The 21,385-nt window shown below is 40.7% G+C and carries 16 protein-coding genes; 11 read left to right on the top strand and 5 right to left on the bottom strand.

Going from position 1 to position 21,385, the window contains the following annotated elements; all coding sequences use genetic code 11:
* Positions 1 to 338: 338 nt before the first annotated feature.
* Positions 339 to 4,400 carry a hybrid sensor histidine kinase/response regulator transcription factor gene (locus tag GD631_RS11750; protein ID WP_143260384.1) on the bottom strand — a complete coding sequence of 1,354 codons (4,062 nt, stop codon included), beginning with the start codon at positions 4,398 to 4,400 and terminating at the stop codon, positions 339 to 341.
* Between the two features lie 211 nt (positions 4,401 to 4,611).
* Positions 4,612 to 5,982 (bottom strand): TrpB-like pyridoxal phosphate-dependent enzyme, encoded by a 1,371-nt coding sequence (locus GD631_RS11755; protein ID WP_143260385.1) that lies wholly within the window; start codon positions 5,980 to 5,982, stop codon positions 4,612 to 4,614.
* A gap of 132 nt (positions 5,983 to 6,114) precedes the next feature.
* On the opposite strand from GD631_RS11755, the gene GD631_RS11760 reads away from it, so the two are divergent.
* From GD631_RS11760 to GD631_RS11775, 4 genes are all read left to right on the top strand, one after another.
* On the top strand, positions 6,115 to 7,944 hold the full coding sequence (locus GD631_RS11760) for a TrkH family potassium uptake protein (RefSeq protein WP_143260386.1): 1,830 nt from the start codon (positions 6,115 to 6,117) through the stop codon (positions 7,942 to 7,944).
* A 4-nt stretch (positions 7,945 to 7,948) separates the two neighbouring features.
* A complete protein-coding gene (locus GD631_RS11765; protein WP_143260387.1) occupies positions 7,949 to 8,635 on the top strand; it encodes a potassium channel family protein in 687 nt (228 codons plus the stop codon).
* 234 nt (positions 8,636 to 8,869) lie between these two features.
* Positions 8,870 to 9,421 carry a DUF4738 domain-containing protein gene (locus GD631_RS11770; protein WP_143260388.1) on the top strand — a complete coding sequence of 184 codons (552 nt, stop codon included), beginning with the start codon at positions 8,870 to 8,872 and terminating at the stop codon, positions 9,419 to 9,421.
* A 123-nt stretch (positions 9,422 to 9,544) separates the two neighbouring features.
* A complete protein-coding gene (locus GD631_RS11775) occupies positions 9,545 to 10,741 on the top strand; it encodes a heparin lyase I family protein (RefSeq protein ID WP_185911450.1) in 1,197 nt (398 codons plus the stop codon).
* A 105-nt stretch (positions 10,742 to 10,846) separates the two neighbouring features.
* Here the strand turns inward: GD631_RS11775 and GD631_RS11780 are convergent, their stop codons facing one another.
* From GD631_RS11780 to GD631_RS11790, 3 genes are all read right to left on the bottom strand, one after another.
* Positions 10,847 to 11,623: a DUF4373 domain-containing protein gene (locus GD631_RS11780; RefSeq protein WP_143260389.1), complete on the bottom strand. Its 777-nt coding sequence runs from the start codon at positions 11,621 to 11,623 to the stop codon at positions 10,847 to 10,849.
* A 22-nt stretch (positions 11,624 to 11,645) separates the two neighbouring features.
* Positions 11,646 to 11,990 carry an SH3 beta-barrel fold-containing protein gene (locus GD631_RS11785; RefSeq protein WP_143260390.1) on the bottom strand — a complete coding sequence of 115 codons (345 nt, stop codon included), beginning with the start codon at positions 11,988 to 11,990 and terminating at the stop codon, positions 11,646 to 11,648.
* Positions 11,991 to 12,214: 224 nt separating this feature from the next.
* Positions 12,215 to 12,616, bottom strand: coding sequence for a DUF4119 family protein (locus tag GD631_RS11790; protein WP_143260391.1), 402 nt, complete (start codon positions 12,614 to 12,616; stop codon positions 12,215 to 12,217).
* A 137-nt stretch (positions 12,617 to 12,753) separates the two neighbouring features.
* Here GD631_RS11790 and GD631_RS11795 point away from each other — a divergent pair, with 137 nt between their 5' ends.
* The 7 genes from GD631_RS11795 (at position 12,754) to GD631_RS11825 (ending at position 21,378) form a co-directional block, all read left to right on the top strand.
* Positions 12,754 to 13,707 carry a tyrosine-type DNA invertase cluster 3b gene (locus GD631_RS11795; RefSeq protein ID WP_280526307.1) on the top strand — a complete coding sequence of 318 codons (954 nt, stop codon included), beginning with the start codon at positions 12,754 to 12,756 and terminating at the stop codon, positions 13,705 to 13,707.
* Positions 13,708 to 14,053: 346 nt separating this feature from the next.
* Positions 14,054 to 14,650, top strand: coding sequence for a UpxY family transcription antiterminator (locus GD631_RS11800; RefSeq protein ID WP_008025447.1), 597 nt, complete (start codon positions 14,054 to 14,056; stop codon positions 14,648 to 14,650).
* Complete coding sequence (locus GD631_RS11805; RefSeq protein WP_185911451.1) at positions 14,628 to 17,042, top strand: polysaccharide biosynthesis/export family protein; 2,415 nt, start codon at positions 14,628 to 14,630, stop codon at positions 17,040 to 17,042. Before GD631_RS11800 ends, GD631_RS11805 begins: the two co-directional genes overlap by 23 nt.
* 15 nt (positions 17,043 to 17,057) lie before the next feature.
* Positions 17,058 to 18,191 (top strand): Wzz/FepE/Etk N-terminal domain-containing protein, encoded by a 1,134-nt coding sequence (locus GD631_RS11810; protein ID WP_143257183.1) that lies wholly within the window; start codon positions 17,058 to 17,060, stop codon positions 18,189 to 18,191.
* A 19-nt stretch (positions 18,192 to 18,210) separates the two neighbouring features.
* Positions 18,211 to 19,623: an undecaprenyl-phosphate glucose phosphotransferase gene (locus GD631_RS11815; RefSeq protein ID WP_152287997.1), complete on the top strand. Its 1,413-nt coding sequence runs from the start codon at positions 18,211 to 18,213 to the stop codon at positions 19,621 to 19,623.
* Positions 19,624 to 19,681: 58 nt separating this feature from the next.
* A complete protein-coding gene (gene kdsA, locus GD631_RS11820; protein WP_143257196.1) occupies positions 19,682 to 20,434 on the top strand; it encodes a 3-deoxy-8-phosphooctulonate synthase in 753 nt (250 codons plus the stop codon).
* Positions 20,431 to 21,378, top strand: a complete 948-nt coding sequence (locus GD631_RS11825; protein ID WP_143257197.1) for a KpsF/GutQ family sugar-phosphate isomerase — start codon at positions 20,431 to 20,433, stop codon at positions 21,376 to 21,378. The genes kdsA and GD631_RS11825 overlap by 4 nt, the downstream gene beginning before the upstream one ends.
* The last annotated feature ends 7 nt before the right edge of the window (positions 21,379 to 21,385 follow it).

Consider the following 21,385-nt stretch of genomic DNA (forward strand, 5'->3'; position numbering starts at 1 on the left):
CAGGAAGGAAACGGTACGGAGACGAACTGAACGCTAGTTGTCAATAATCAATAAGAGATAAGCTGTCTTAATACTGTGTTTAGTTTCTTACTCTTCTATAAATAATAATTAGCTCTACATTCTAGTTTGCGTTCCACTTAAGTCGAACGATAGAACCACTTAAGTTGAACTATCGCCCCACTTAAGTGGAACGCAAATTTATTAGGGAACTAAGAAAATAATAGCTCCAAGAAGAATTATTAAAAAGACTATTGCGCTAGATTAATCCTTGTAACTATGAATTTAGCTCAAAACCCTACTGAAAAAAAGAAAAGTACTGTCTTATACATTGGGGTTGTTTATCCTTTTGCTTTCTTAATATACTCCGTAGGCAAACATCCGAAATACTTTTTGAAACTCGTAGCAAAGTAAGACGGCGTATTAAATCCTACCATTGTGCTGACCTCTGCTATTGTATAGCGGCCATCCTTCAGTAATTTTGCCGCTTCATTGAAACGAATCTTGCGTATAAAGTCGATAGTCGATTCACCTGTGATGGCTTTCAATTTGAGATGCAGATTAGAACGGCTCATATTCATTTCTCTGGCGAACTCGTCGGTAGAGAATTCAATATTATCCATATTCTTTTCAACGATGGCTACGGCACGTTTCAACAAAGCTTCGTCCATGGCGTTGAACGTAATCTTTTCCGGTTCTACTTCCAGAGATTTGGAATATCGTTCAAGCATACGCCTGCGGGTACGCATCATGTTCTGTATCTTCGTAGTCAGGATAGCCAGCGAGAACGGTTTCGGGATATAATCATCTGCGCCCATTTGCAAGCCTTCCATCTGATCTTTGGTTTCGCTTTTGGCAGACAGGATGATCACAGGAATGTGACAGGTACGGATATTCTGTTTCACATTCTTGCACAGCTTGATTCCATCCATCACAGGCATCATGACATCAGTCACAATAATGTCCACTTCATTCTCTTTCAACTTTTCCAGGGCTTCTTCACCATTTCCGGCTTCCAGTGTATTGAAAAGTTCGGCAAGTCCGCTACTTAGGTAATGGCGGATTTCATTATTATCTTCTACGATAAGAATCGTACCACGTTTCTTGTCACCGGTTTCGATCGTTTCGTTTTCTACCTTTTCCGTATCAATGAAATACATTTCTTTCGAGTTGGTAGAATAAACCTGCTCTTCCTCATTTTTAGCGTCATTAGAAGCTAATTCGGAAGGTTTGTAGATGTTTATATCCTGTGGCAGATAAACAGAGAAAGTACTGCCTTTGCCTTCTTCACTGTCTAACTCAATATGTCCGTGATGCAGTTCCACCAAACGCTGTACCAATGACAGCCCGATGCCGCTTCCTACGTGCTCACTCTCTATCTGATAGAAACGTTCGAATATTTTTCCCTGCTTGTTGATAGGAATGCCAATGCCTGTATCACTAACTTGCAGCACCAGCCAGTTGTTTTCCTCTTTCAGCGTAACAGTAATGCTTTGCCCACTTTCTGTATATTTGAAAGCATTTGAAAGCAGGTTGTTAACGATCAGTTCCAGATAATTCGGATCGAAAAGTTCCTCTTTCTCTTCCAGCTCGGAGTGGAGAGTATAAGTAATCTTTTTGTGGCGTGCCAGTTTATCGTAGAACAAGAAATTATCCTGTATCAGTTGGTGCGCATTCTCTTTCTTTACTTTCAGCTCGAAAACCCCCAATTCGGCACGGCGATAATCCATCAATTGGTTGACAAGATGTAATAGACGATTGGCGTTGCGCTGGATATATTCCAGCTGGTTACGAGTCCAGCGATCACTAATCTTATTGATTATTTCTTGTAAAGGAGCTAAGATGAGAGTTAACGGCGTGCGAAGTTCATGCGAAATGTTGATGAAGAAACGCATCTTCATCTGATTGATTTCTTCTTGATGCTCCTTGTCCCTGCGTTCAAGTTCCAGTTCTGCTTCCATACTCTTACGCATCCAGAAGAAACGGAAGACGAAAGTGATAAAGCCAATAAAAGTGGCGAGGAAAATCATGATTGCCCACCAGGTCTTGTACCATATAGGGAGAACTATGATTTCCAACATCGTAGGTACGGTGTTCCATTTTCCGTCGCTATTGGCTGCTTTTACTAAAAAATGATAAGTGCCTTGTGGCAGGTTGGAGTAGGAGACAGTACGTTTGTCTGTCAGATAATACCACTCTTTGTCATATCCTTCCAATTTGTAAGCGAAAGTATTATGTTGTCCGGAAATATAATTGGATACTACAAATTCAATCGTGAAAGCAGTTTGCCATGATTTCAGGGTGATACTTTTTGTCTCATTGATATTCTTAGTCAGGATACCGGTTTCATCATCCGGACGAACTGTCTTGTTAAACAGTTGAAGTTTGGTGATAACTACCGGAGGCGTATAAGGGTTATCCAACAACAATTCCGGGCGGAAAGTAGTGATTCCGTTGATGCCTCCGAAATACATTTGACCACTTGAAGTACGACAGAACGAAGAAGTATTAAACTGATTACTCTGTAACCCGTCAGATTCCGTAAAATTACGGAACTTCTCTGTCTCCGGATTGAAACAGGAAATGCCACGGTTGGTACTTACCCAAAGACGTCCGAAAGTATCTTCCAGAATACCATATACCACATTGTTGGGTAAACCGCTAGCCGTAGTATATCGTTTGATTTTCTTCTCTTTCTCATTAAAACAGTAGAATCCTTCACGCGTACCTACCCAAATGATACCGTTGGTAGCCTCGTAAATGCAATTGGTAAACGTCTTTGTTACAGATGATTCCGGAAGAATAGGCGCCTTTTCTATCTCGATTCCTTCCTGCTGAAAGACAGATATACCTTCCTCGCCTCCGATCCAAAGCCGTTTATGGGAATCTCTGAACAGGATTGTGATTCGTTGTGAAGTAAATGGAGTACCGTCCTTTTCCTTATCAATGGTGGTAAAACTCCTTTTTTCCGGGTTAAAACTAACCAAAGCACTTAATGTCCCCAATAAGAGATTCCCTCCTTTGTCAGGAAGAATAGCATATACATTCTCATTAACCAACTGGCTGTTCATCTGATTAAAACTTTCCATTTTTCCGCTGTTTCGATGGAGAACAGTCAGTCCGCCGGCATGTGTACCTATATATACAAGTGATTTTTGTTCATCTACATATACGGCTTTGATATTGTTGGAACCAATACCGATTTCCCGTTCGTCTTCCTGTAAGATATAGTGCGTAAACTGTTGTGTCTTTGTATTATATAGATTCAAACCACCATCATTTGTTCCTATCCATAAATTCTTATCCTTATCTTCCGTAATGCAGCTGACTACGTTATCGCTTAAAGAATTCTTATAGGGAATACGCTGGATATTCTTAAATCTGTTGCGGATAGGATGATAATAGTTCAATCCCCCGAAATAGGTCCCAAGCCACATGCCTCCTTGCGAATCCATAAAAATACTGCGAACCGAACGTTGTGACAAACTACCGTTTTCTACCGGACTGCTACTGTAGGAAACGAAAGAATCGCTTCCTTCATGATAAATGTTTAGATCATTAAACGTTCCTATCCATAAGCGATTTTGCGAATCCAGTGCCAGAGAGCGGATATAATTGGAACTGATACTTTTAGGATTGGAAGAAGAATGATGGTAAGCCTTGACCTCTTTCGTTTTTGGATTGAGCAGAAGCAGGCCGGCTCCTTCGGTAGCTATCCATATACGGGTAGGAGATTGCTGCAAAATGGCCTGAATCTGTTTCGTTTCCGTTATCGGAGTAATCTTTTCCAGTTTCTTTTGAGGAATGGAATAGCTGTAAAGCCCGTCAACCGGGGTACCGATATAGATAATATCCCCCTGTCTGTAAAGAGCTGAAGCTATAAGCTTGTGCATAGCGGTACTAAAAGAATCGTCTACAAACTTGGATTCTTTAATATCGAACATGGTCAGACCTTCTTGTGTGCTTATAAGCAATTGTTCCGGTGAGATTTCTGCAATACCGTTGATTTGTTGCCGTTTGCCCTTTTTCTCATAGAAGAAATTTCTGAACTTGTCTTTTTCTTCGTCATAATATGACAAACCATCTCGCGTACCAATCCAGACACGTCCCTGACTGTCAGTCTTTACGATTCGTGAAATGTCATTAGCAATACTGTTCGGATCCTCTTCATTATGTTGATAAACTGTAAATGAATACCCGTCATACTTGTTTACTCCATCATAGGTAGCGAACCACATATTACCTCTTTGGTCCTGATCGATAGAGAATACGGTGCTTTGTGACAATCCTTCGTTAATAGAAATATAAGAGAAGTTAATTTGCTCCGGAACTTCAGAAAAAACGCAATTAACCCCTATACATAGAAAGAGTAGACAGATTGTTATTTTTTTAAGGCTGTTCATTATTAGTTCATAAGATTAATAATGGCATCAAAGATAGCAAAATCTTTTATATGGAGGTATTCAATAGAGAGAAAGTAAATATAGGGGATGAAAAAATACCACAGATTATACCGATTACCACAGATTTTTGTATCAACAATCTTCGAATTACAATTAAATCTGTGGTAATCGGCGTAATCTGTGGTGAAACTTGAAATTGGTAGGCAATTTATTATTTAGCTAAATCTCCTATTTCGTCTAAATTCTTTTGAATATCTTCGTCATTCAATGTATAATTCACCAGATCACCGGCCAAATACTTATCATAAGAAGCCATATCGATCAGACCATGTCCCGAAAGATTGAACAGAATCACTTTCTCTTCTCCTGTCTCCTTACATTTGTTAGCTTCGCGGATAGCCGCTGCAATAGCGTGGCTGGATTCGGGAGCCGGAATAATACCTTCAGACTGCGCAAACAGGCAACCGGCTTCGAAAGATTCCAGTTGCTGTATATCTACCGCTTCCATCAGATTGTCTTTGAGCAACTGTGAAACGATTACACCTGCGCCGTGATAACGAAGTCCACCGGCATGGATATGAGCCGGAGCAAAATTGTGTCCCAAAGTAAACATCGGCAGCAACGGAGTATATCCGGCTTCATCACCGAAGTCATACTGGAACTTACCACGTGTCAGTTTCGGACAAGAAGCTGGTTCGGCAGCAACGAAACGAGTCTTTTTTCCTTCCTGTATCGTGTGGCGCATGAACGGGAAAGAGATACCTCCGAAGTTGGAACCACCTCCGAAACAACCGATCACGATATCCGGATATTCGCCAGCCATTTCCATCTGTTTTTCAGCTTCCAGTCCGATAATAGTCTGGTGAAGAGTCACATGGCTAAGTACGGAACCGAGCGTATATTTACAGTTAGGAGTCATTTGTGCCAGTTCGATAGCTTCCGAAATAGCTGTTCCCAATGAACCCTGGTAATTGGGATGTTTAGTCAGAATATCTTTACCGGCACGGGTAGACATGGATGGAGAAGGAGTGACCTGTGCTCCGAAAGTCTGCATAATGCTGCGGCGGTATGGCTTTTGTTCATAACTGATCTTTACCTGATAAACGGCGGCTTCCAGACCGAAAACCTTGGCTGCATAAGAAAGAGCGGCTCCCCATTGTCCGGCACCGGTTTCAGTGGTAATGTTGGTCACTCCTTCTTCTTTGCAATAATAAGCTTGTGCCAATGCAGAGTTCAACTTATGCGAACCGATAGGGCTTACGCTTTCGTTCTTAAAATAGATATGAGCCGGAGTGCCGAGTGCTTTTTCCAAACCATAAGCACGGACCAGCGGAGTGCTGCGGTAGTACTTGTACATTTCACGCACTTCTTCCGGTATTTCGATCCATGCATCTGTCTGATTCAGCTCTTGATGACACAGCTCTTTTGCGAAAATCGGATATAAATCTTCTGCTTTCAGCGGTTGTTTGGTTCCCGGGTGCAACGGAGGCATAGGCTTGTTCACCATATCGGCCTGAATGTTGTACCAGTAATGTGGAATTTCTTCTTCCGGTAGGATATACCGTTTTCTTTTTTCACTCATAATATTGTAGTTTTTTAGTTTTCTGTTGCCAAAAGTAGTCAAATTTTTAATATTCAGAAAATTTTGTCAACAAAGAATCGTGTTTGATTGTTATTTTAATTAAGTTTGCACGACCCCGTTAAAAAAGATGATATGAAGATTTATCATAAGTTTTTATTGTATCAGAATAAACTGCTAAAACCCTATGTACGTATCTTGTTAGGGCTGGTAGAAGCACTCACCTATCTGGCTTCCTTATTATTGATTGTCGGAGTAGTATATGAACATGGCTTTCCCTTATCTATTGATGAAGTGGCGAATTTGCAGACATTGTATAAAACTGTCTGGATCATTTTTCTGATTGATGTAACTTTACATATCTCGCTGGAATACCGGAATACCAAAAAGCAATACCGGCGATTAGCCTGGATATTGAGCGGATTGTTATATCTCACTTTAGTACCCGTCATATTTCATCGTCCGGAAGAAGAAGGGGCCATTCTGCATATTTGGGAATTTCTGGATGGGAAGTTTTATCATCTCTTGTTATTGTTAGTCCTTTCTTTCCTCAATCTGTCCAATGGACTGGTGCGTCTATTGGGACGGCGTACCAATCCGTCTTTGATATTGGCAGTCAGTTTTATGGCTATTATTCTGATTGGAGCAGGTTTGTTGATGCTTCCGCGCTGTACGGTAAATGGCATCACTTGGGTAGACTCTTTGTTTACCGCTACCAGTGCCGTATGCGTTACAGGCTTGGTACCGGTAGATGTGTCCACTACATTCACCACTTCAGGGTTAGTTGTCATTATCCTGTTGATTCAGATTGGTGGATTGGGAGTGATGACATTAACCAGTTTCTTCGCCATGTTCTTTATGGGAAATACCTCCATCTACAATCAGCTCGTTGTGCGTGATATGGTTAGTTCCAATTCGTTAGGCTCTTTATTGTCTACCTTATTATATATATTAGGTTTCACCTTAGTGATTGAAGGGATCGGCATGCTTTCGATTTGGTTTAGTATTCACGGTACGTTGGGAATGACCCTGGAAGGAGAGTTAGGTTTTGCTGCTTTCCATTCTATTTCAGCTTTTTGTAATGCAGGCTTTTCTACGCTTTCCGGCAATTTAGGAAATCCGATGGTGATGACCAATCACAATTGGCTGTTTATTTCCGTTTCTCTACTGATAATCTTTGGTGGTATCGGTTTCCCCATCCTTGTCAATTTCAAGGATATTGTATTGTATCACTTCCGTCGTTTCTGGAAATTGATCCGTACCCGCAAATTGGAACGGCATAAAATGCAACACCTCTACAACCTGAATACGAAAATCGTGTTAATCATGACCTTTCTGCTTTTATTAATCGGCACATTGGCTATCGCAGCTTTTGAGTGGAATGCTTCCTTTGCCGGTATGCCTGTGGCAGACAAATGGACTCAAGCTTTCTTTAATGCCACTTGTCCGCGAACAGCCGGTTTCAGCAGTGTCGACCTGGCATCATTGAGTGTGCAGACATTATTGGTTTATCTATTTCTGATGTGGGTTGGCGGTGGCTCACAGTCCACGGCAGGTGGTGTGAAAGTGAATGCTTTTGCGGTCGTAGTTCTGAATCTTGTGGCCGTATTGCGTGGCACTGAACGAGTAGAAGTGTTCGGTAGAGAATTGTCTTACGATTCAATCCGGCGTTCCAATGCAACAGTAGTCATGTCATTGGGAGTCTTATTTATTTTTATTTTTACATTGAGCATACTCGAACCGGGTGTTTCCATTATGGCATTGACTTTCGAATGTGTCTCTGCGCTTAGTACCGTGGGATCCAGTCTGAATCTGACCCCTCATTTGTGCGACGCAAGCAAACTATTGGTGTCTTTGTTGATGTTTATTGGCCGTGTGGGGTTAATAACATTGATGTTGGGCATCGTCAAACAGAAAAAGAATACAAAATACCGTTATCCGAGTGATAACATCATAATAAACTAAAGATATGAAGTATATTATTATTGGTTTAGGAAATTACGGCCATGTGTTGGCGGAAGAATTGTCCGCCTTGGGACACGAGATTATAGGTGCGGATATTAGCGAAAGTCGTGTAGACTCTATCAAAGATAAGGTTGCTACTGCTTTTGTCATTGATGCCACTGACGAACAGTCATTATCAGTATTGCCATTGAATAATGTGGATATAGTCATTGTAGCGATTGGAGAGAATTTTGGTGCGTCGATACGTGTCGTTGCTCTGTTGAAGCAGAAAAAGGTTCCCCGTATCTTTGCCCGTGCTATTGATGCCGTACATAAAGCGGTGCTTGAAGCTTTTGATCTGGAACGAATTCTGACTCCGGAAGAAGATGCTGCCCGTAGCTTGGTACAACTGCTTGACTTCGGTACTAACATGGAAGGATTCCGCATCGATCAGGATTATTATGTTGTGAAGTTCACGGTTCCGAAGAAATTTGTAGGATATTTTGTGAATGAGTTAAACTTGGATGAAGAGTTTCATTTAAAAATGATAGGATTGAAACGGGCGAATAAGATCACTAACTGTCTGGGTATTTCTCTGACCGAGCTTCATGTGAAGAATGAATTACCGGGAAATGAGAAAGTGGAAGAAGGAGACGAATTGGTTTGCTACGGTAGATACCGCGATTTTCAAACTTTTTGGAAAGCTATTTAGCTGGAGTAGTTATAATATAAGTGTGAAAATAGATTCTTATTAAGTACAAGTGAGCAACTTTTGTAGTTAGTCATATATAGCAACCTACGGCCCATATACATTGCAGCTTAAATCCGTATTTGCCCTAAAAGTATTCCTTCTTTCCTGCAAATGTAGGAAAAATGTCGGTTACACTTGTAAATATCCCGCTCTTTTTGTTCCTTTGCCATCCATTTATAAACAGAAAACTTACGTATGAGAAAACTAATTTATTTGCTTTTGTTGCCGTTGGCGGTGGCTGTGACTGCATGTGGCGGTAAAAAAGGATCTTCAGATAATCAGTCGATGCTGACAAGAATAGACAGTATAGATGCTCACGGATTGCAACGTATGCAGACGTCTAAGAGCGAAACTAACTTTAAGTTCAAAGGAAAAGATTATCATTCCCTCGTTTCACGTACTCCGGACGAAAGTCTGCCTCATGTGACAAACGAGATGGGAGATACTTACGTCGACAATAAAATAGTGCTGCACCTGACACGCGGTAATGAAACGATATTGAACAAGACATTTACCAAAAATGATTTTTCATCCGTAGTCGATGCAAAATTTCTCTCGAAATCTATATTGGAAGGAATTGTATACGACAAGACCACTCCGCAGGGCATTGTGTATGCCGCAAGTGTTTGTTATCCGCAGACAGATTTGTATATGCCGCTTTCTATAACGATCACTGCCGATGGAAAAATGAGTATACAGAAAGTAGATATGCTTGAAGAAGATTTGAACGATGAAGCACCCAATTAAGCTTTTAGGAGGGTGTTGACAGCAAAATTACACAAATGTGAAAACATTTGAGACAAACGAAAGGCAGCCGATGAGGTTGCCTTTCGTATTTTTGCACCGTCAACAAACTTAATACCGAATAGAATGAAGAAAAGCATTTTTGTTATTTGCGTGCTGGCATCAGGATGCATGGCGATGGCTGAACAAGTCGAGAAACCCGGTCCGGCTATAGAAACACAGACTTTGGTGCCACTGACTGAGCGTGTAAATGTACAGGCAGATTCGGCATGTGTCAATCAGATTATAGATGGTTGCTGGGTAGCAGTCGGAGCTAAAAAAAAGCATGCCATTCAACGTGATTTCAACCTTATGTTCAACGGAAAGCCTTCTTATCGTTTTGAACTGAAAGAAGATGATAACACATTATCCGGATATGCAGCGGGGGAAACAAAAGGGCGTGCGGAATTTTCTTATTGTTATGCAACTTCCGATGATTTCAAAGGCAAACCAGCCGATACATATAAGAAAGCACAAATAATGAAAACTGTATATCATCATGGAAAAGGTATTTGTCCGCAAGGTGCTTCCCGCGATTATGAGTTTTCGGTATATATCCCTTCTACATTAGGCAGTGATGTCTCCACCATTTTTGCTCAATGGCATGGAATGCCGGATCGTACTTTGGTACAGACTCCACAGGGGGAAGTGAAGAAACTGACAGCTGATGAGTTCATGGAGTTGGACAAGACTACTATTTTTAAGAAAAACATGGGATACGAAAAGAAACCCAAGCTGGACAAGCAAGGTAATCCAGTGAAAGACAAACAAGGCAATCCCGTTTATCAAGCCGGAAAGGCCAACGGATGGCTGGTGGAACAAGGTGGCTATCCTCCATTGGCATTCGGATTTTCCGGCGGATGGTTTTATATCAAAGCTAACTCCGACCGTAAATGGCTGACAGATAAAGACGACCGTTGCAACGCAAATCCGGAAAAGACACCGGTTATGAAACCTGTGACATCTACATATAAAGCATCGACCATTGCTTACAAAATGCCTTTCGCCGATTTTCCGAAAGATTGTTGGATTACATTCCGTATTCATATCGATTGGACAGTTTATGGCAAAGAGGCGGAAACAATTGTGAAGCCGGGTATGCTCGATGTACAGATGGACTATCAGGAAAAAGGGAAAAAGGTTAATAAACACATTGTAGACAATGAGAAAATCATGATTGGACGTAACGACGATGATGGTTATTACTTTAAGTTCGGTATCTATCGCGTAGGTAATAGCACGAAGCCGGTATGTTACAATCTGGCAAACTATTCAGAGAGGTAATTAGTCAGAAGGTAGAAAGAGAGTGATATCCGGATGTCCGTTTAGTGAGCATCCGGATATTTTTTATTCTGCCCGTTGCGGGCATATTCTAACCGACCTGTTTCTTCATCGCTTGTTTGTCAGCGCGGCAATGATATACTTCCCCGGCGCGCCGATCTTGCTCCAGCTGGTACTGGAAAACAGCCTCCATACCTGCGTGCCCTTTCTTCCATAATCCGAGAGCCGTAGAATCGTCTGCTTCTCCTCCGGACTAGTCACTTTGTAGCGGTCCAGACTTTCAATCAGCCCGTTGATATTATGAGTAGCCTGATTGTATGCATACCCCGGAATTTCAAACGAAGCATCGCGTTTATCTTCTTCTTCAGAATATAGTTTAGTTTGGTTTAGTTTAGTTTGTCGAAAAATGTCATCATTTTCCGAACTCACCTTCACTTGAGTCGGCAAAATGTCTACATTTTCTTTGTTCAACTCGCCTTTTTGTCTACCATTTTTTTCTTTGGGCGCTAATAAATAGGGTAATTGGGAGTAATCAATTTTTCTCCGTACCGTAGCTTCCATCCAAACTTTCTGAATCTGTTCCGAAGTCAATACTCCGTATTGGTCGTACGTCTCTTTATGGAAAAATCTCTTTTCCAGCAGTAGTTCCACAATCTTTTCCACCATCTCCTCTTTAATGCCTTCTCCTATTTTGCGTGCAAAAATCAGATTTTGTTCTTTTCCCCAAGAGATATAGTATCCTTCTTTGTAGATTTTACAAAGCAATCTCAAAACGATATAAGAAGCTAACACTCCAAATTTGGCTTCTAACAATTCCATGACTTCTTCTTCGAAAAAGTTTGCAGATGTAGGGAAATAGGGTATCCCTTTATTAATCATACTCATCGTTCAAATTCTTTTATTAACGTTACACAATCGCTTTCCATTCAAGCAGGTTCCCGATCATAAATCTTCTCCATGCATGCTGTTCCGTACTCCAGTAGACAACCGATTCTTGTCTTGCCGTGTTTTTATACTCCCGATGAAAGAATTTTTCGTATCCTACCAATGTGCCTTTTTCCATGCAGAAGGTACCATCCTGTTTGTAAAAAGCGATCATGGCATTTCCATATTGCATGCGCTCTATCAGCTCTATACACCTTTGCGCAATTCTTTCCGCAGATTTTTCCGAAAATCCTTTTTCAGATACGATACGTCTTTTCCATACTAACTTACAAGATTCCATCTTACTTCTGTTGATTTTTCTTTTCATTGAAAAAATAATTAAAATTAAAAATACATGTTTAGTGAAGTGAGAATACTCCCTTAAAGATAGTGACGCTATGTTGTCAGTATAGTGACGCTATCCTTCTCTTATAGTGACGCCATCCCGACAGGATAGCGTCACCATTTTTCCGGGATATGATTCTCTGTTTCTAGCCGGTTAAAAACGGCGTCAAAAGTATAGCTTGCATTTCATCCGCACAATTATTTTTGTCAATACTTGTTTCTGGCCTTTTCTTTGGCCTGTCTTTCTTCCTCTTCCAGCTGCTCTCTTCTGGCTCTTCTAATGACGCATAATTCAGTCTCTATGCTGCTGACTTCCATAAGTTTATACCCACCATGTTTGTGTATGTATAAAATTTCTTTCTCATGGATATGCTCCGCCAGATCCTTGAGCTTTTTGGAGTAGTGGATATGAGCTTCCCCTTCTTCAAACTTCTGCAGATAGACCGTGAGTAAAGCGGTTGCATCTCCGGTGAGCCCGCCTCTTTCTTCCAGTTCATCTTTGCTAATGATTTCCACTCTCTGATGTCCTCTTCCATTCTTTTTCGGGTTTTGAACATTGTTCTTTACTTGTGTTTTAGATTCTCCGTGATTTGTCTTTTTGTTAGCCATGATTTGCTAATTTTTTAAGAGGTTAATAAAACTAAAAAATAATATCGCATTTGTCAAGTGTGCTCCAGGTCTGCCAAAAGATTTGTTCTTTTGTCGCTTGCCAAATGGTATAATATATAAAATAACTAGTGATGCAAATGATGAACAGAAATGGATTTAGCCGGTGTGCGGAATTCTACATCGGTCGTTTGCGGAAGGAGGGGAGACATTCTACTGCGCATGTCTACAAGAACGCGCTCTTCTCTTTCAGCAAATATTGCGGCACGTCTAACGTGTCGTTCAGACAGGTCACCCGTGAGCGTTTACGGCGTTACGGTCAGTATCTTTATGAGTGTGGCTTGAAGCCCAATACGATTTCTACGTATATGCGTATGCTTCGTAGTATCTATAACCGTGGAGTGGAAGCGGGCAGTGCGCCTTATGTTCCGCGACTGTTTCATGATGTCTATACAGGTGTGGATGTCCGCCAGAAAAAGGCTTTGCCTGCTACGGAATTGCATAAGCTTCTGTATGAGGATCCTAAATCGGAACGCTTACGTCGTACGCAAGCTATTGCTGCCCTGATGTTCCAATTTTGTGGAATGTCGTTCGCTGATTTAGCCCACCTGGAGAAATCGGCACTCGATCAGAACGTGTTGCGATACAACCGTATCAAGACCAAAACCCCGATGAGCGTGGAAGTGTTGAATACTGCAAAGGAAATGATTAACCAGCTCCGTAGCAAGGAAGATTCTCATCCTGACTGTCCGGATTATCTGTTTGATATTCTTCGTGGGGATAAAAAACGGACGGATGAAGGAGGTTATCGGGAATATCAGTCCGCTCTCCGTCGATTTAATAATTCTCTGAAGGACTTGGCAAGAGCTTTGCATTTGCAATCTCCTGTCACTTCCTATACGCTTCGTCATTCTTGGGCAACGACTGCGAAGTATCGGGGAGTCTCCATTGAAATGATTAGTGAATCATTGGGGCACAAATCTATAAAAACGACACAAATCTACTTGAAAGGCTTTGGACTAAAAGAACGTACAGAGGTAAATAAAGGGAATTTATCTTACGTTAGAAACTGCTGTGTAGGTGGTGTGAAATAGTAAAATGCTAATAATCAGAATTAAACTATGTGTATTACTTCTTAGGTAACGGAATTAAATTTGACGCAAAGATAGACAAAAACACGAATAGAAAGCAAATATTCCTCCACTTTTTTTCGTTTTATCTGAAACATAGAGCAAAAAACTATCCGAACATGAAATAACCTTATTTCCATGCTCTATACTTTTTATTGCCTAATCTCTAGATTTTTCCCGTTGAGTATTAGGCCTTTCCACATTCTACGCCTTTGTCATGTGCGTGATTTCTATTTTCATCATAATGTACGTTTCGTGTATGTGTTATCCGTTACCTAAGAAGTAACGGAATAACATGGGGTAAAAAAATATGATTTTAACGAAACCAAAATCAGTAAATGCCGGGCCTATTAGTGGGACAGGGGAAGGCGTAGCACACTCAAAACGCTGGTATGTAGCACTCGTTCGAATGCATCACGAGAAGAAAGTATCCGAGCGTTTGTCTAAGATGGGAATTGATTCATTTGTTCCCGTTCAGCAACAGATCCATCAATGGAGCGACCGTCGAAAGATGGTTGATACAGTCTTGCTTCCCATGATGGTTTTTGTTCATGTCAATCCAAAAGAGCGTATGGAAGTCCTGAGCTTCTCCACTGTCAGCCGTTATATGGTGATGCGTGGTGAAAGCACTCCTGCCGTTATTCCTGACGAGCAGATGGCTCGTTTCCGTTTCATGCTCGATTATTCCGAAGAAGCAGTCTGTATGAATGATACTCCACTGGCGCGTGGTGAGAAAGTTCGTGTGATTAAAGGTCCTTTGAGTGGCCTTGTCGGCGAACTCGTGACTGTCGGGGGGAAGAGTAAGATTGCCGTTCGTTTAAATATGCTTGGCTGTGCTTGTGTAGATATGCCAATCGGTTATGTAGAACCCACAAAGATTAGTAATGACGATACAAAAAAACTTTAACGTATTTCTATTCATTCTACTGTTAGGAGTTTTTTCTCCTTTGATGGCTCAAACTATGAGCGATTCTCAAGTATTGGAGTATGTCAAAGAGGGGATTAGACAAGGGAAAGAACAAAAACAATTAGCCTCAGAACTTGCACGTAAGGGCGTGACCAAGGAACAGGCTATGCGTGTGAAGCAGCTTTATGAGCAGCAGAACAACGTCAATGCTTCTACTGCAACGGGTACTGATGTCAATGAATCACGCCTTCGTGAGGAAATGAAGGAGAACACTTCCGATATGCTGGAAGACCATCCGAGCACCCAAGATCTTGCACGTGGCAATCAGGTTTTCGGACGTAACATCTTCAATACTCGTAACCTGACTTTTGAACCCAGTGTCAACATCGCCACCCCTTTAAATTACCGTCTCGGTCCGGGTGACGAAGTTATTATCGACATCTGGGGAGCCAGTCAGAACACTATCCGCCAACAGATTTCTCCTGATGGCACGATCAACATTCAGAAAATAGGTCCCGTCAACCTGAACGGCCTGACTATTGCTGAAGCCAATGACTATCTCAAAAAAACATTGAACAAGATATATAATGGTCTTAATAATACGAATGACCCTACTTCTGACATCCGTCTGACTTTGGGCAGCATCCGTACTATTCAGATTAATGTAATGGGTGAAGTAGTCCAGCCGGGTACTTACTCTCTGTCATCCTTTTCTACTGTGTTCCATGCGCTTTACCGTGCCGGTGGAGTCAGTGACATAGGAAGCCTTCGTAATGTGCAGCTGGTACGTAACGGTAAAAATATCGCCACAATTGACGTCTACCAATTTATCATGAAAGGAAACATTCAGGATGATGTTCGTCTGCAAGAAGGCGATGTTGTGATTGTTCCCGCTTATGACATATTGGTAAAGATCGACGGAAAAGTGAAACGTCCGATGCGCTTCGAAATGAAGAAGGATGAGAACTTATCTACTCTAATCAGTTATGCCGGTGGGTTTGACGCTGACGCCTATACCCGTTCACTGCGTGTCGTACGCCAGAACGGACAGGAGTATGAAGTGAACACTGTCAAAGACCTCGATTATAGTGTCTATAAAATGCGGAATGGTGATGTTGTGACCGCCGAGGCTATCCTTAACCGCTTTACTAATAAGCTTGAAATCCGTGGTGCCGTTTACCGTCCCGGTATCTACCAGCTAAACGGTAAACTGAATACCGTCCGCGAATTGGTGAACGAAGCCCAAGGCTTGACAGGTGATGCTTTCCTTAACCGTGCTGTCCTTTATCGTCAACGTGAGGACCTTACTACTGAAGTTATTCCTGTTGACATTAAATCCATCATGGATGGTACTTCTCAAAATATCATCCTGACGAAAAACGACATTCTTTATATTCCGAGTATCCATGATTTGGAAGATAGGGGAGATGTTGTAATCCACGGCGAAGTGGCCAAACCTGATTCTTATCCTTATGCGGATAATATGACCCTTGAAGATTTGATCATTCAGGCAGGTGGATTGCGTGAAGCCGCTTCTGTTGTTCGTGTGGATGTATCTCGTAGAATTAGGAATCCCCGTAGTACAGTGGATAACGATACTATCGGTCGGACGTATACATTTTCCCTGAAAGAAGGTTTTGTGATAGATGGCACACCGGGTTTCGTACTTCAGCCTTATGATGAGGTTTATGTACGTCGTAGTCCGGGTTATCAGGCCCAACAGAATGTAGTTGTTGAAGGTGAAATCCTGTTCGGAGGGTCTTATGCCATGACCAGTCGTGAAGAACGTCTTTCAGATTTGATCAATAAAGCGGGAGGCGCTACGAATTATGCCTATTTACGTGGTGCCAAGTTAACCCGTGTAGCTAATGCAAGTGAAAAGAAACGTATGGGTGATGTAATCCGCCTAATGAGCAGACAGTTGGGAGAAGCTATGATTGACTCTTTAGGTATCCGTGTAGAAGATTATTTTACAGTTGGAATTGATTTGGAAAAAGCACTGGCTAATCCTGGTAGTACAGCCGATATTGTCTTGCGTGAGGGTGACGTGATTTCCATTCCGAAGAACAATAATACAGTCACGATCAATGGTGCTGTGATGGTTCCTAATACAGTTTCTTATATGAAAGGTGAGAATATCGATTATTACTTGAATCAGGCCGGTGGTTATTCTGAGAATGCGAAGAAGAGTAAGAAGTTCATCGTTTACATGAATGGTCAGGTAACTAAGGTTAAGGGTAGTGGTAAGAAACAGATTGAACCTGGTTGTGAGATAATTGTACCTAGTAAGGCTAAGAAGAAAACTAATATAGGTAATATCTTGGGTTATGCTACTACATTTAGTTCATTGGGGATGATGGTGGCATCTATTGCTAATTTAATCAAGAAATAACGAATACCTTTATTTATGTCTACTTTGATGGAACAAGCATCTGAAAAGGAAACAAAACAGTTGCATAATAATCACAATGATGAGGAGATCGAAATTGATTTGATGGATCTTTTTCGTAAGGTTATAGGTATTCGTAAGAAAATCTATAAAGCTGCCGGTATTGGACTGATAATTGGTGTTATTGTTGCAATAAGTATCCCTAAGCAGTATACGGTTGAAGTTACCCTTTCTCCGGAAATGGGTAATAACAAAGGTGGTGGTTTATCCGGTTTGGCTGCTTCCTTTTTAGGAAGTGGAGTTTCTATGGGAGATGGTACTGATGCCTTGAATGCTTCCTTATCTGCTGATATTGCCTCTTCTACTCCTTTTTTACTGGAGCTTTCCGCAATGGATATACCGGTAACAAAGAATAAAGTCATGACATTGAACACCTATTTAGATGAAGAAACATCTCCCTGGTGGAGTTATGTAATCGGGTTTCCTGGAATGCTAATTGGTGGGGTAAAGTCTTTGTTTACTGAGGAAGGTGAAATTACATCTTTTGATAAAACAAGTCAGGGCGCAATTGAGCTTTCAAAGAAAGATTTGAGGAAAATTGAGACTCTGAAGAAAATGATAACTGCTTCTGTGGATAAGAAAACCTCAATGATTTCCGTTACTGCAACTTTTCAGAATCCTAAGGTTGCTGCAGCCGTAGCCGACTCTGTAGTTAAGAAGTTGCAGGAATATATAATAGACTATCGTACTTTCAAGGCGAAAGAAGATTGTATTTATTTGGAGAAACTTTTCAAAGAACGTCAGCAAGAATATTATGCAGCTCAGAAGAAATACGCAGACTATCTGGATTCTCATGATAATATAATTTTGCAGAGCGTTCGTGCCGAACAGGAACGCTTGCAGAATGATATGAGCCTTGCTTACCAGGTATACAGTCAGGTTGCCGGTCAGCTTCAGATTGCCAGAGCTAAAGTTCAGGAGGAGAAACCTGTATTTGCCATTGTAGAGCCTGCTGTTGTACCATTATATCCTTCGGGAACCAGTAGGAAAGTATATGTTTTAGCTTTTATTTTCCTATCAGTTTGTATTGTTATCTCTTGGAATCTATTCGGAAAAGATTTTCTGAATAAGTTCAAAGAAGTATGTGCCTAAAATCAATCTTTAATGTGATATGGTATCAACCACCAGTCAAATCAATAAATTTATAGAATTTGTAGCAGTTCTGGGAGATCTGATCATTCTGAACCTGGTATTGTTCTTTCTCCTTTTCTTTTGGGAGGAAGCTTTTGTTTCTTTACCTTTCTCTTGTAGAGTCTCATGGATGATGACTTCGTTAAGTCTTTGCTATCTGGCCTGTTCGGGCTCCCGTGGGAGGGTTTGGGATAGTCGGGGAATTCGTCCTGACCAACTTGTATTGCGCGTGTTGAAAAATATTATAGCTTTTTCCATCTTTTGGGCATGTATCATGACTTTTAGTGGAATCTCTATCTATTCTCCTCTTTTCTTTGTTGCATATTTCTCTTTTCTCTTTGTCATCTTAAGTATTTATCGCATTGTTATCCGTCATTTCCTGATAGTCTATTGTGCTAAGGGAAAGCATAGACGTTATGCTGTTTTTATAGGTGGAGGCAATAATATGCAGGTTTTGTATGAGGAGATGGAAAGTTCTCTGGCGTCTTCTCTATATGAAGTTGTGGGTTATTTTGATATTAAACCGAATGATGCTCTTTCTTCGCAATGTTCTTATTTGGGTAATCCTGATGGCTTTTCGGATTTTATGTCTGCACACCCGGGAATCAAACATGTTTTTTGTTCTCTGTCGATGGAGGAGGGACGTTATAATTTTTCTATTATGAATCATTGTGAAAACCATTTGCTATATTTTCATGGTGTTCCTAATGTTTGCAAAGGTTTTCCGCGTCGTATTTGGCACAGTATGGTTGGCAATATGCCTATCTTGAATTTGCGTTATGAGCCTTTGGGTAAGATGGAGAACCGTATCTTAAAACGGCTATTCGATATTATTTTTTCTAGTCTTTTTCTGGTTATAATTTTTCCTTTTGTTTATCTCATAGTGGGAAGTATTATAAAATTGACTTCTCCCGGTCCTGTATTCTTTAAGCAAATGCGTACGGGTTTGAATGGTGTGGATTTTGTGTGTTACAAATTCCGTTCTATGAAAGTGAATGATGAAGCCGACAGTAAACAGGCTACGGCTGATGATCCCCGTAAAACAAGATTTGGAGATTTCCTTCGTCGTTCTAATATTGACGAACTTCCCCAGTTTATCAATGTCTTTAAGGGTGATATGTCGATAGTAGGTCCCCGTCCTCACATGTTGGCTCATACGGAGACTTATGCCCGGTTGATTGATAAATATATGGTGCGGCACTTTATAAAACCTGGAGTAACCGGTTGGGCTCAAACACATGGTTTCCGTGGTGAAACAAGAGAACTTTTACAGATGGAGGAACGTGTTAAGGCTGATATTTGGTATATGGAGCACTGGACAATGCTGCTTGATATATATATCATTTATAAAACTGTGGCGAATGTGATTGTGGGGGAGAAGAATGCGTATTAAGAAGGTTGAAATATAGTATTGCTAGTTTTTTTAATTATAATAATATCACAAGCTTAACATGAAACCGTTTTTTATAGCAGGTCCTTGTGTCATTGAATCAATGGATGTACTACAAGAGGTAGCGGAAGAATTATTGCGGATACGTAAAAAGTATCAAGTACAAATTATTTTCAAATCATCTTTTGATAAAGCTAACAGGACATCTATTCATTCTTTTCGTGGTCCTGGGTTAGATAAAGGATTACAAATGCTTTCTGATATAAAGTCAAAATATGAATTGGAATTATTGACAGATATTCATGAGTCTTATCAAGCTATCCCTTGTGGAGAAGTGGTGGATGTATTGCAGATACCTGCTTTTCTTTGTCGTCAAACAGACTTGCTTATTGCTGCTGCAAAGACCGGAAAAATTGTAAATATAAAGAAGGCGCAATTCCTTTCTGGAGATGATATGCAGTATCCTGTGCAGAAGGTTCGTGAATCAGGAAATGATAATGTATGGTTAACAGAACGAGGTAATACTTACGGATACAATAACCTTGCAGTGGACTTTAGAAATATTTCGGATATGAAAAAGTATACCGATGCGGTTGTTATGGACTGTACTCATTCTGTGCAGCGTCCTGGTGCTGCTGGCGGTAAGACGGGAGGAAATAGAGAATTTGTGCCAGCTATGGCATTGGCAGCAAAGGCATTTGGAGCCGATGGTTATTTCTTTGAGGTTCATCCTGATCCTGAAAAAGCATTGAGTGATGGACCCAATATGCTTTATTTGGAAGATTTTGAAAATGTAGTTCGGTCATTATTATGAATAATATAAACCAGTATGCCGTTAAATGCTTTCAAGATGAGGCACAGGCAATATTAGACTTAATACCTCAACTAACAGACGATTTTTCTAGGTCTATAGACTTGATATACAATTGTCGTGGTCGTTTTATTATAACTGGAGTAGGAAAATCTGGGCATATTGGAGCTAAGATTGCAGCTACTCTTGCCAGTACAGGGACACCTTCTTTCTTTGTCAATCCTTTAGATGCGTATCACGGTGATCTTGGTATGTTTACTTCCGATGATGTTGTAATGGCGATTTCATATTCAGGTAATACTGATGAATTACTTCGTTTTATTCCATTATTATTAGAAAGACGTATTCCTATTATAGGAATGTCCGGAAATCCAAATTCTTTATTAGCTCAATATTCAAATTATCATTTGAACATTTCAGTAAATCATGAAGCTTGTCCTCTAAATCTAGCTCCAACTTCCTCGACTACAGCTACTTTGGCTATGGGTGATGCCATTGCATGCGCTTTGATGAGAATTCGTCATTTTAAAACTTCAGATTTCGCGCAGTTTCATCCAGGGGGTAGCTTGGGAAAGAGATTGTTATCTAAAGTTAAAGATTATATGGTGTCTACTAATCTTCCTATTGTTTCTCTTGAGAGTAAAGTAAGTGATACAATAATTGAAATTAGCAAGACTAAACAAGGAATAGCAGTTGCCATTCATGATAATAAAGTGGTAGGAGTTGTAACTGATGGTGATGTTCGTCGTGCTATGCAAGATAAAAAAGATATTTTCTTTTCATTAACTGTGAAAGAGATAATGAGTTGGAATCCTAAGACCATTACAGAGACAGCTAAACTATCGGAAGCAGAGGATTTGATGAGAAAGCATAATATACATTCTTTGATAGTTATTGATGAGAATAATCAGCTTTCGGGTATTATTGATGCTTTTTCTTGTTTATAAAATGTAT

It is taken from the genome of Bacteroides luhongzhouii (assembly GCF_009193295.2).
Taxonomy (GTDB): Bacteria; Bacteroidota; Bacteroidia; order Bacteroidales; family Bacteroidaceae; genus Bacteroides; species Bacteroides luhongzhouii.

Bases quoted from the DNA above. Each gene is read 5' to 3' on its own strand.
- GD631_RS11755 (WP_143260385.1), bottom strand. From the start codon at position 5,982: ATGAGTGAAAAAAGAAAACGGTATATCCTACCGGAAGAAGAAATTCCA.
- GD631_RS11810 (WP_143257183.1), top strand. From the start codon at position 17,058: ATGTCTACTTTGATGGAACAAGCATCTGAAAAGGAAACAAAACAGTTG.
- GD631_RS11760 (WP_143260386.1), top strand. From the start codon at position 6,115: ATGAAGATTTATCATAAGTTTTTATTGTATCAGAATAAACTGCTAAAA.
- GD631_RS11770 (WP_143260388.1), top strand. From the start codon at position 8,870: ATGAGAAAACTAATTTATTTGCTTTTGTTGCCGTTGGCGGTGGCTGTG.
- GD631_RS11790 (WP_143260391.1), bottom strand. From the start codon at position 12,616: ATGGCTAACAAAAAGACAAATCACGGAGAATCTAAAACACAAGTAAAG.
- GD631_RS11795 (WP_280526307.1), top strand. From the start codon at position 12,754: ATGATGAACAGAAATGGATTTAGCCGGTGTGCGGAATTCTACATCGGT.
- GD631_RS11825 (WP_143257197.1), top strand. From the start codon at position 20,431: ATGAATAATATAAACCAGTATGCCGTTAAATGCTTTCAAGATGAGGCA.
- GD631_RS11805 (WP_185911451.1), top strand. From the start codon at position 14,628: ATGACGATACAAAAAAACTTTAACGTATTTCTATTCATTCTACTGTTA.
- GD631_RS11775 (WP_185911450.1), top strand. From the start codon at position 9,545: ATGAAGAAAAGCATTTTTGTTATTTGCGTGCTGGCATCAGGATGCATG.
- GD631_RS11750 (WP_143260384.1), bottom strand. From the start codon at position 4,400: ATGAACAGCCTTAAAAAAATAACAATCTGTCTACTCTTTCTATGTATA.
- GD631_RS11800 (WP_008025447.1), top strand. From the start codon at position 14,054: ATGATTTTAACGAAACCAAAATCAGTAAATGCCGGGCCTATTAGTGGG.
- GD631_RS11780 (WP_143260389.1), bottom strand. From the start codon at position 11,623: ATGAGTATGATTAATAAAGGGATACCCTATTTCCCTACATCTGCAAAC.
- GD631_RS11765 (WP_143260387.1), top strand. From the start codon at position 7,949: ATGAAGTATATTATTATTGGTTTAGGAAATTACGGCCATGTGTTGGCG.
- kdsA (WP_143257196.1), top strand. From the start codon at position 19,682: ATGAAACCGTTTTTTATAGCAGGTCCTTGTGTCATTGAATCAATGGAT.
- GD631_RS11785 (WP_143260390.1), bottom strand. From the start codon at position 11,990: ATGAAAAGAAAAATCAACAGAAGTAAGATGGAATCTTGTAAGTTAGTA.
- GD631_RS11815 (WP_152287997.1), top strand. From the start codon at position 18,211: ATGGTATCAACCACCAGTCAAATCAATAAATTTATAGAATTTGTAGCA.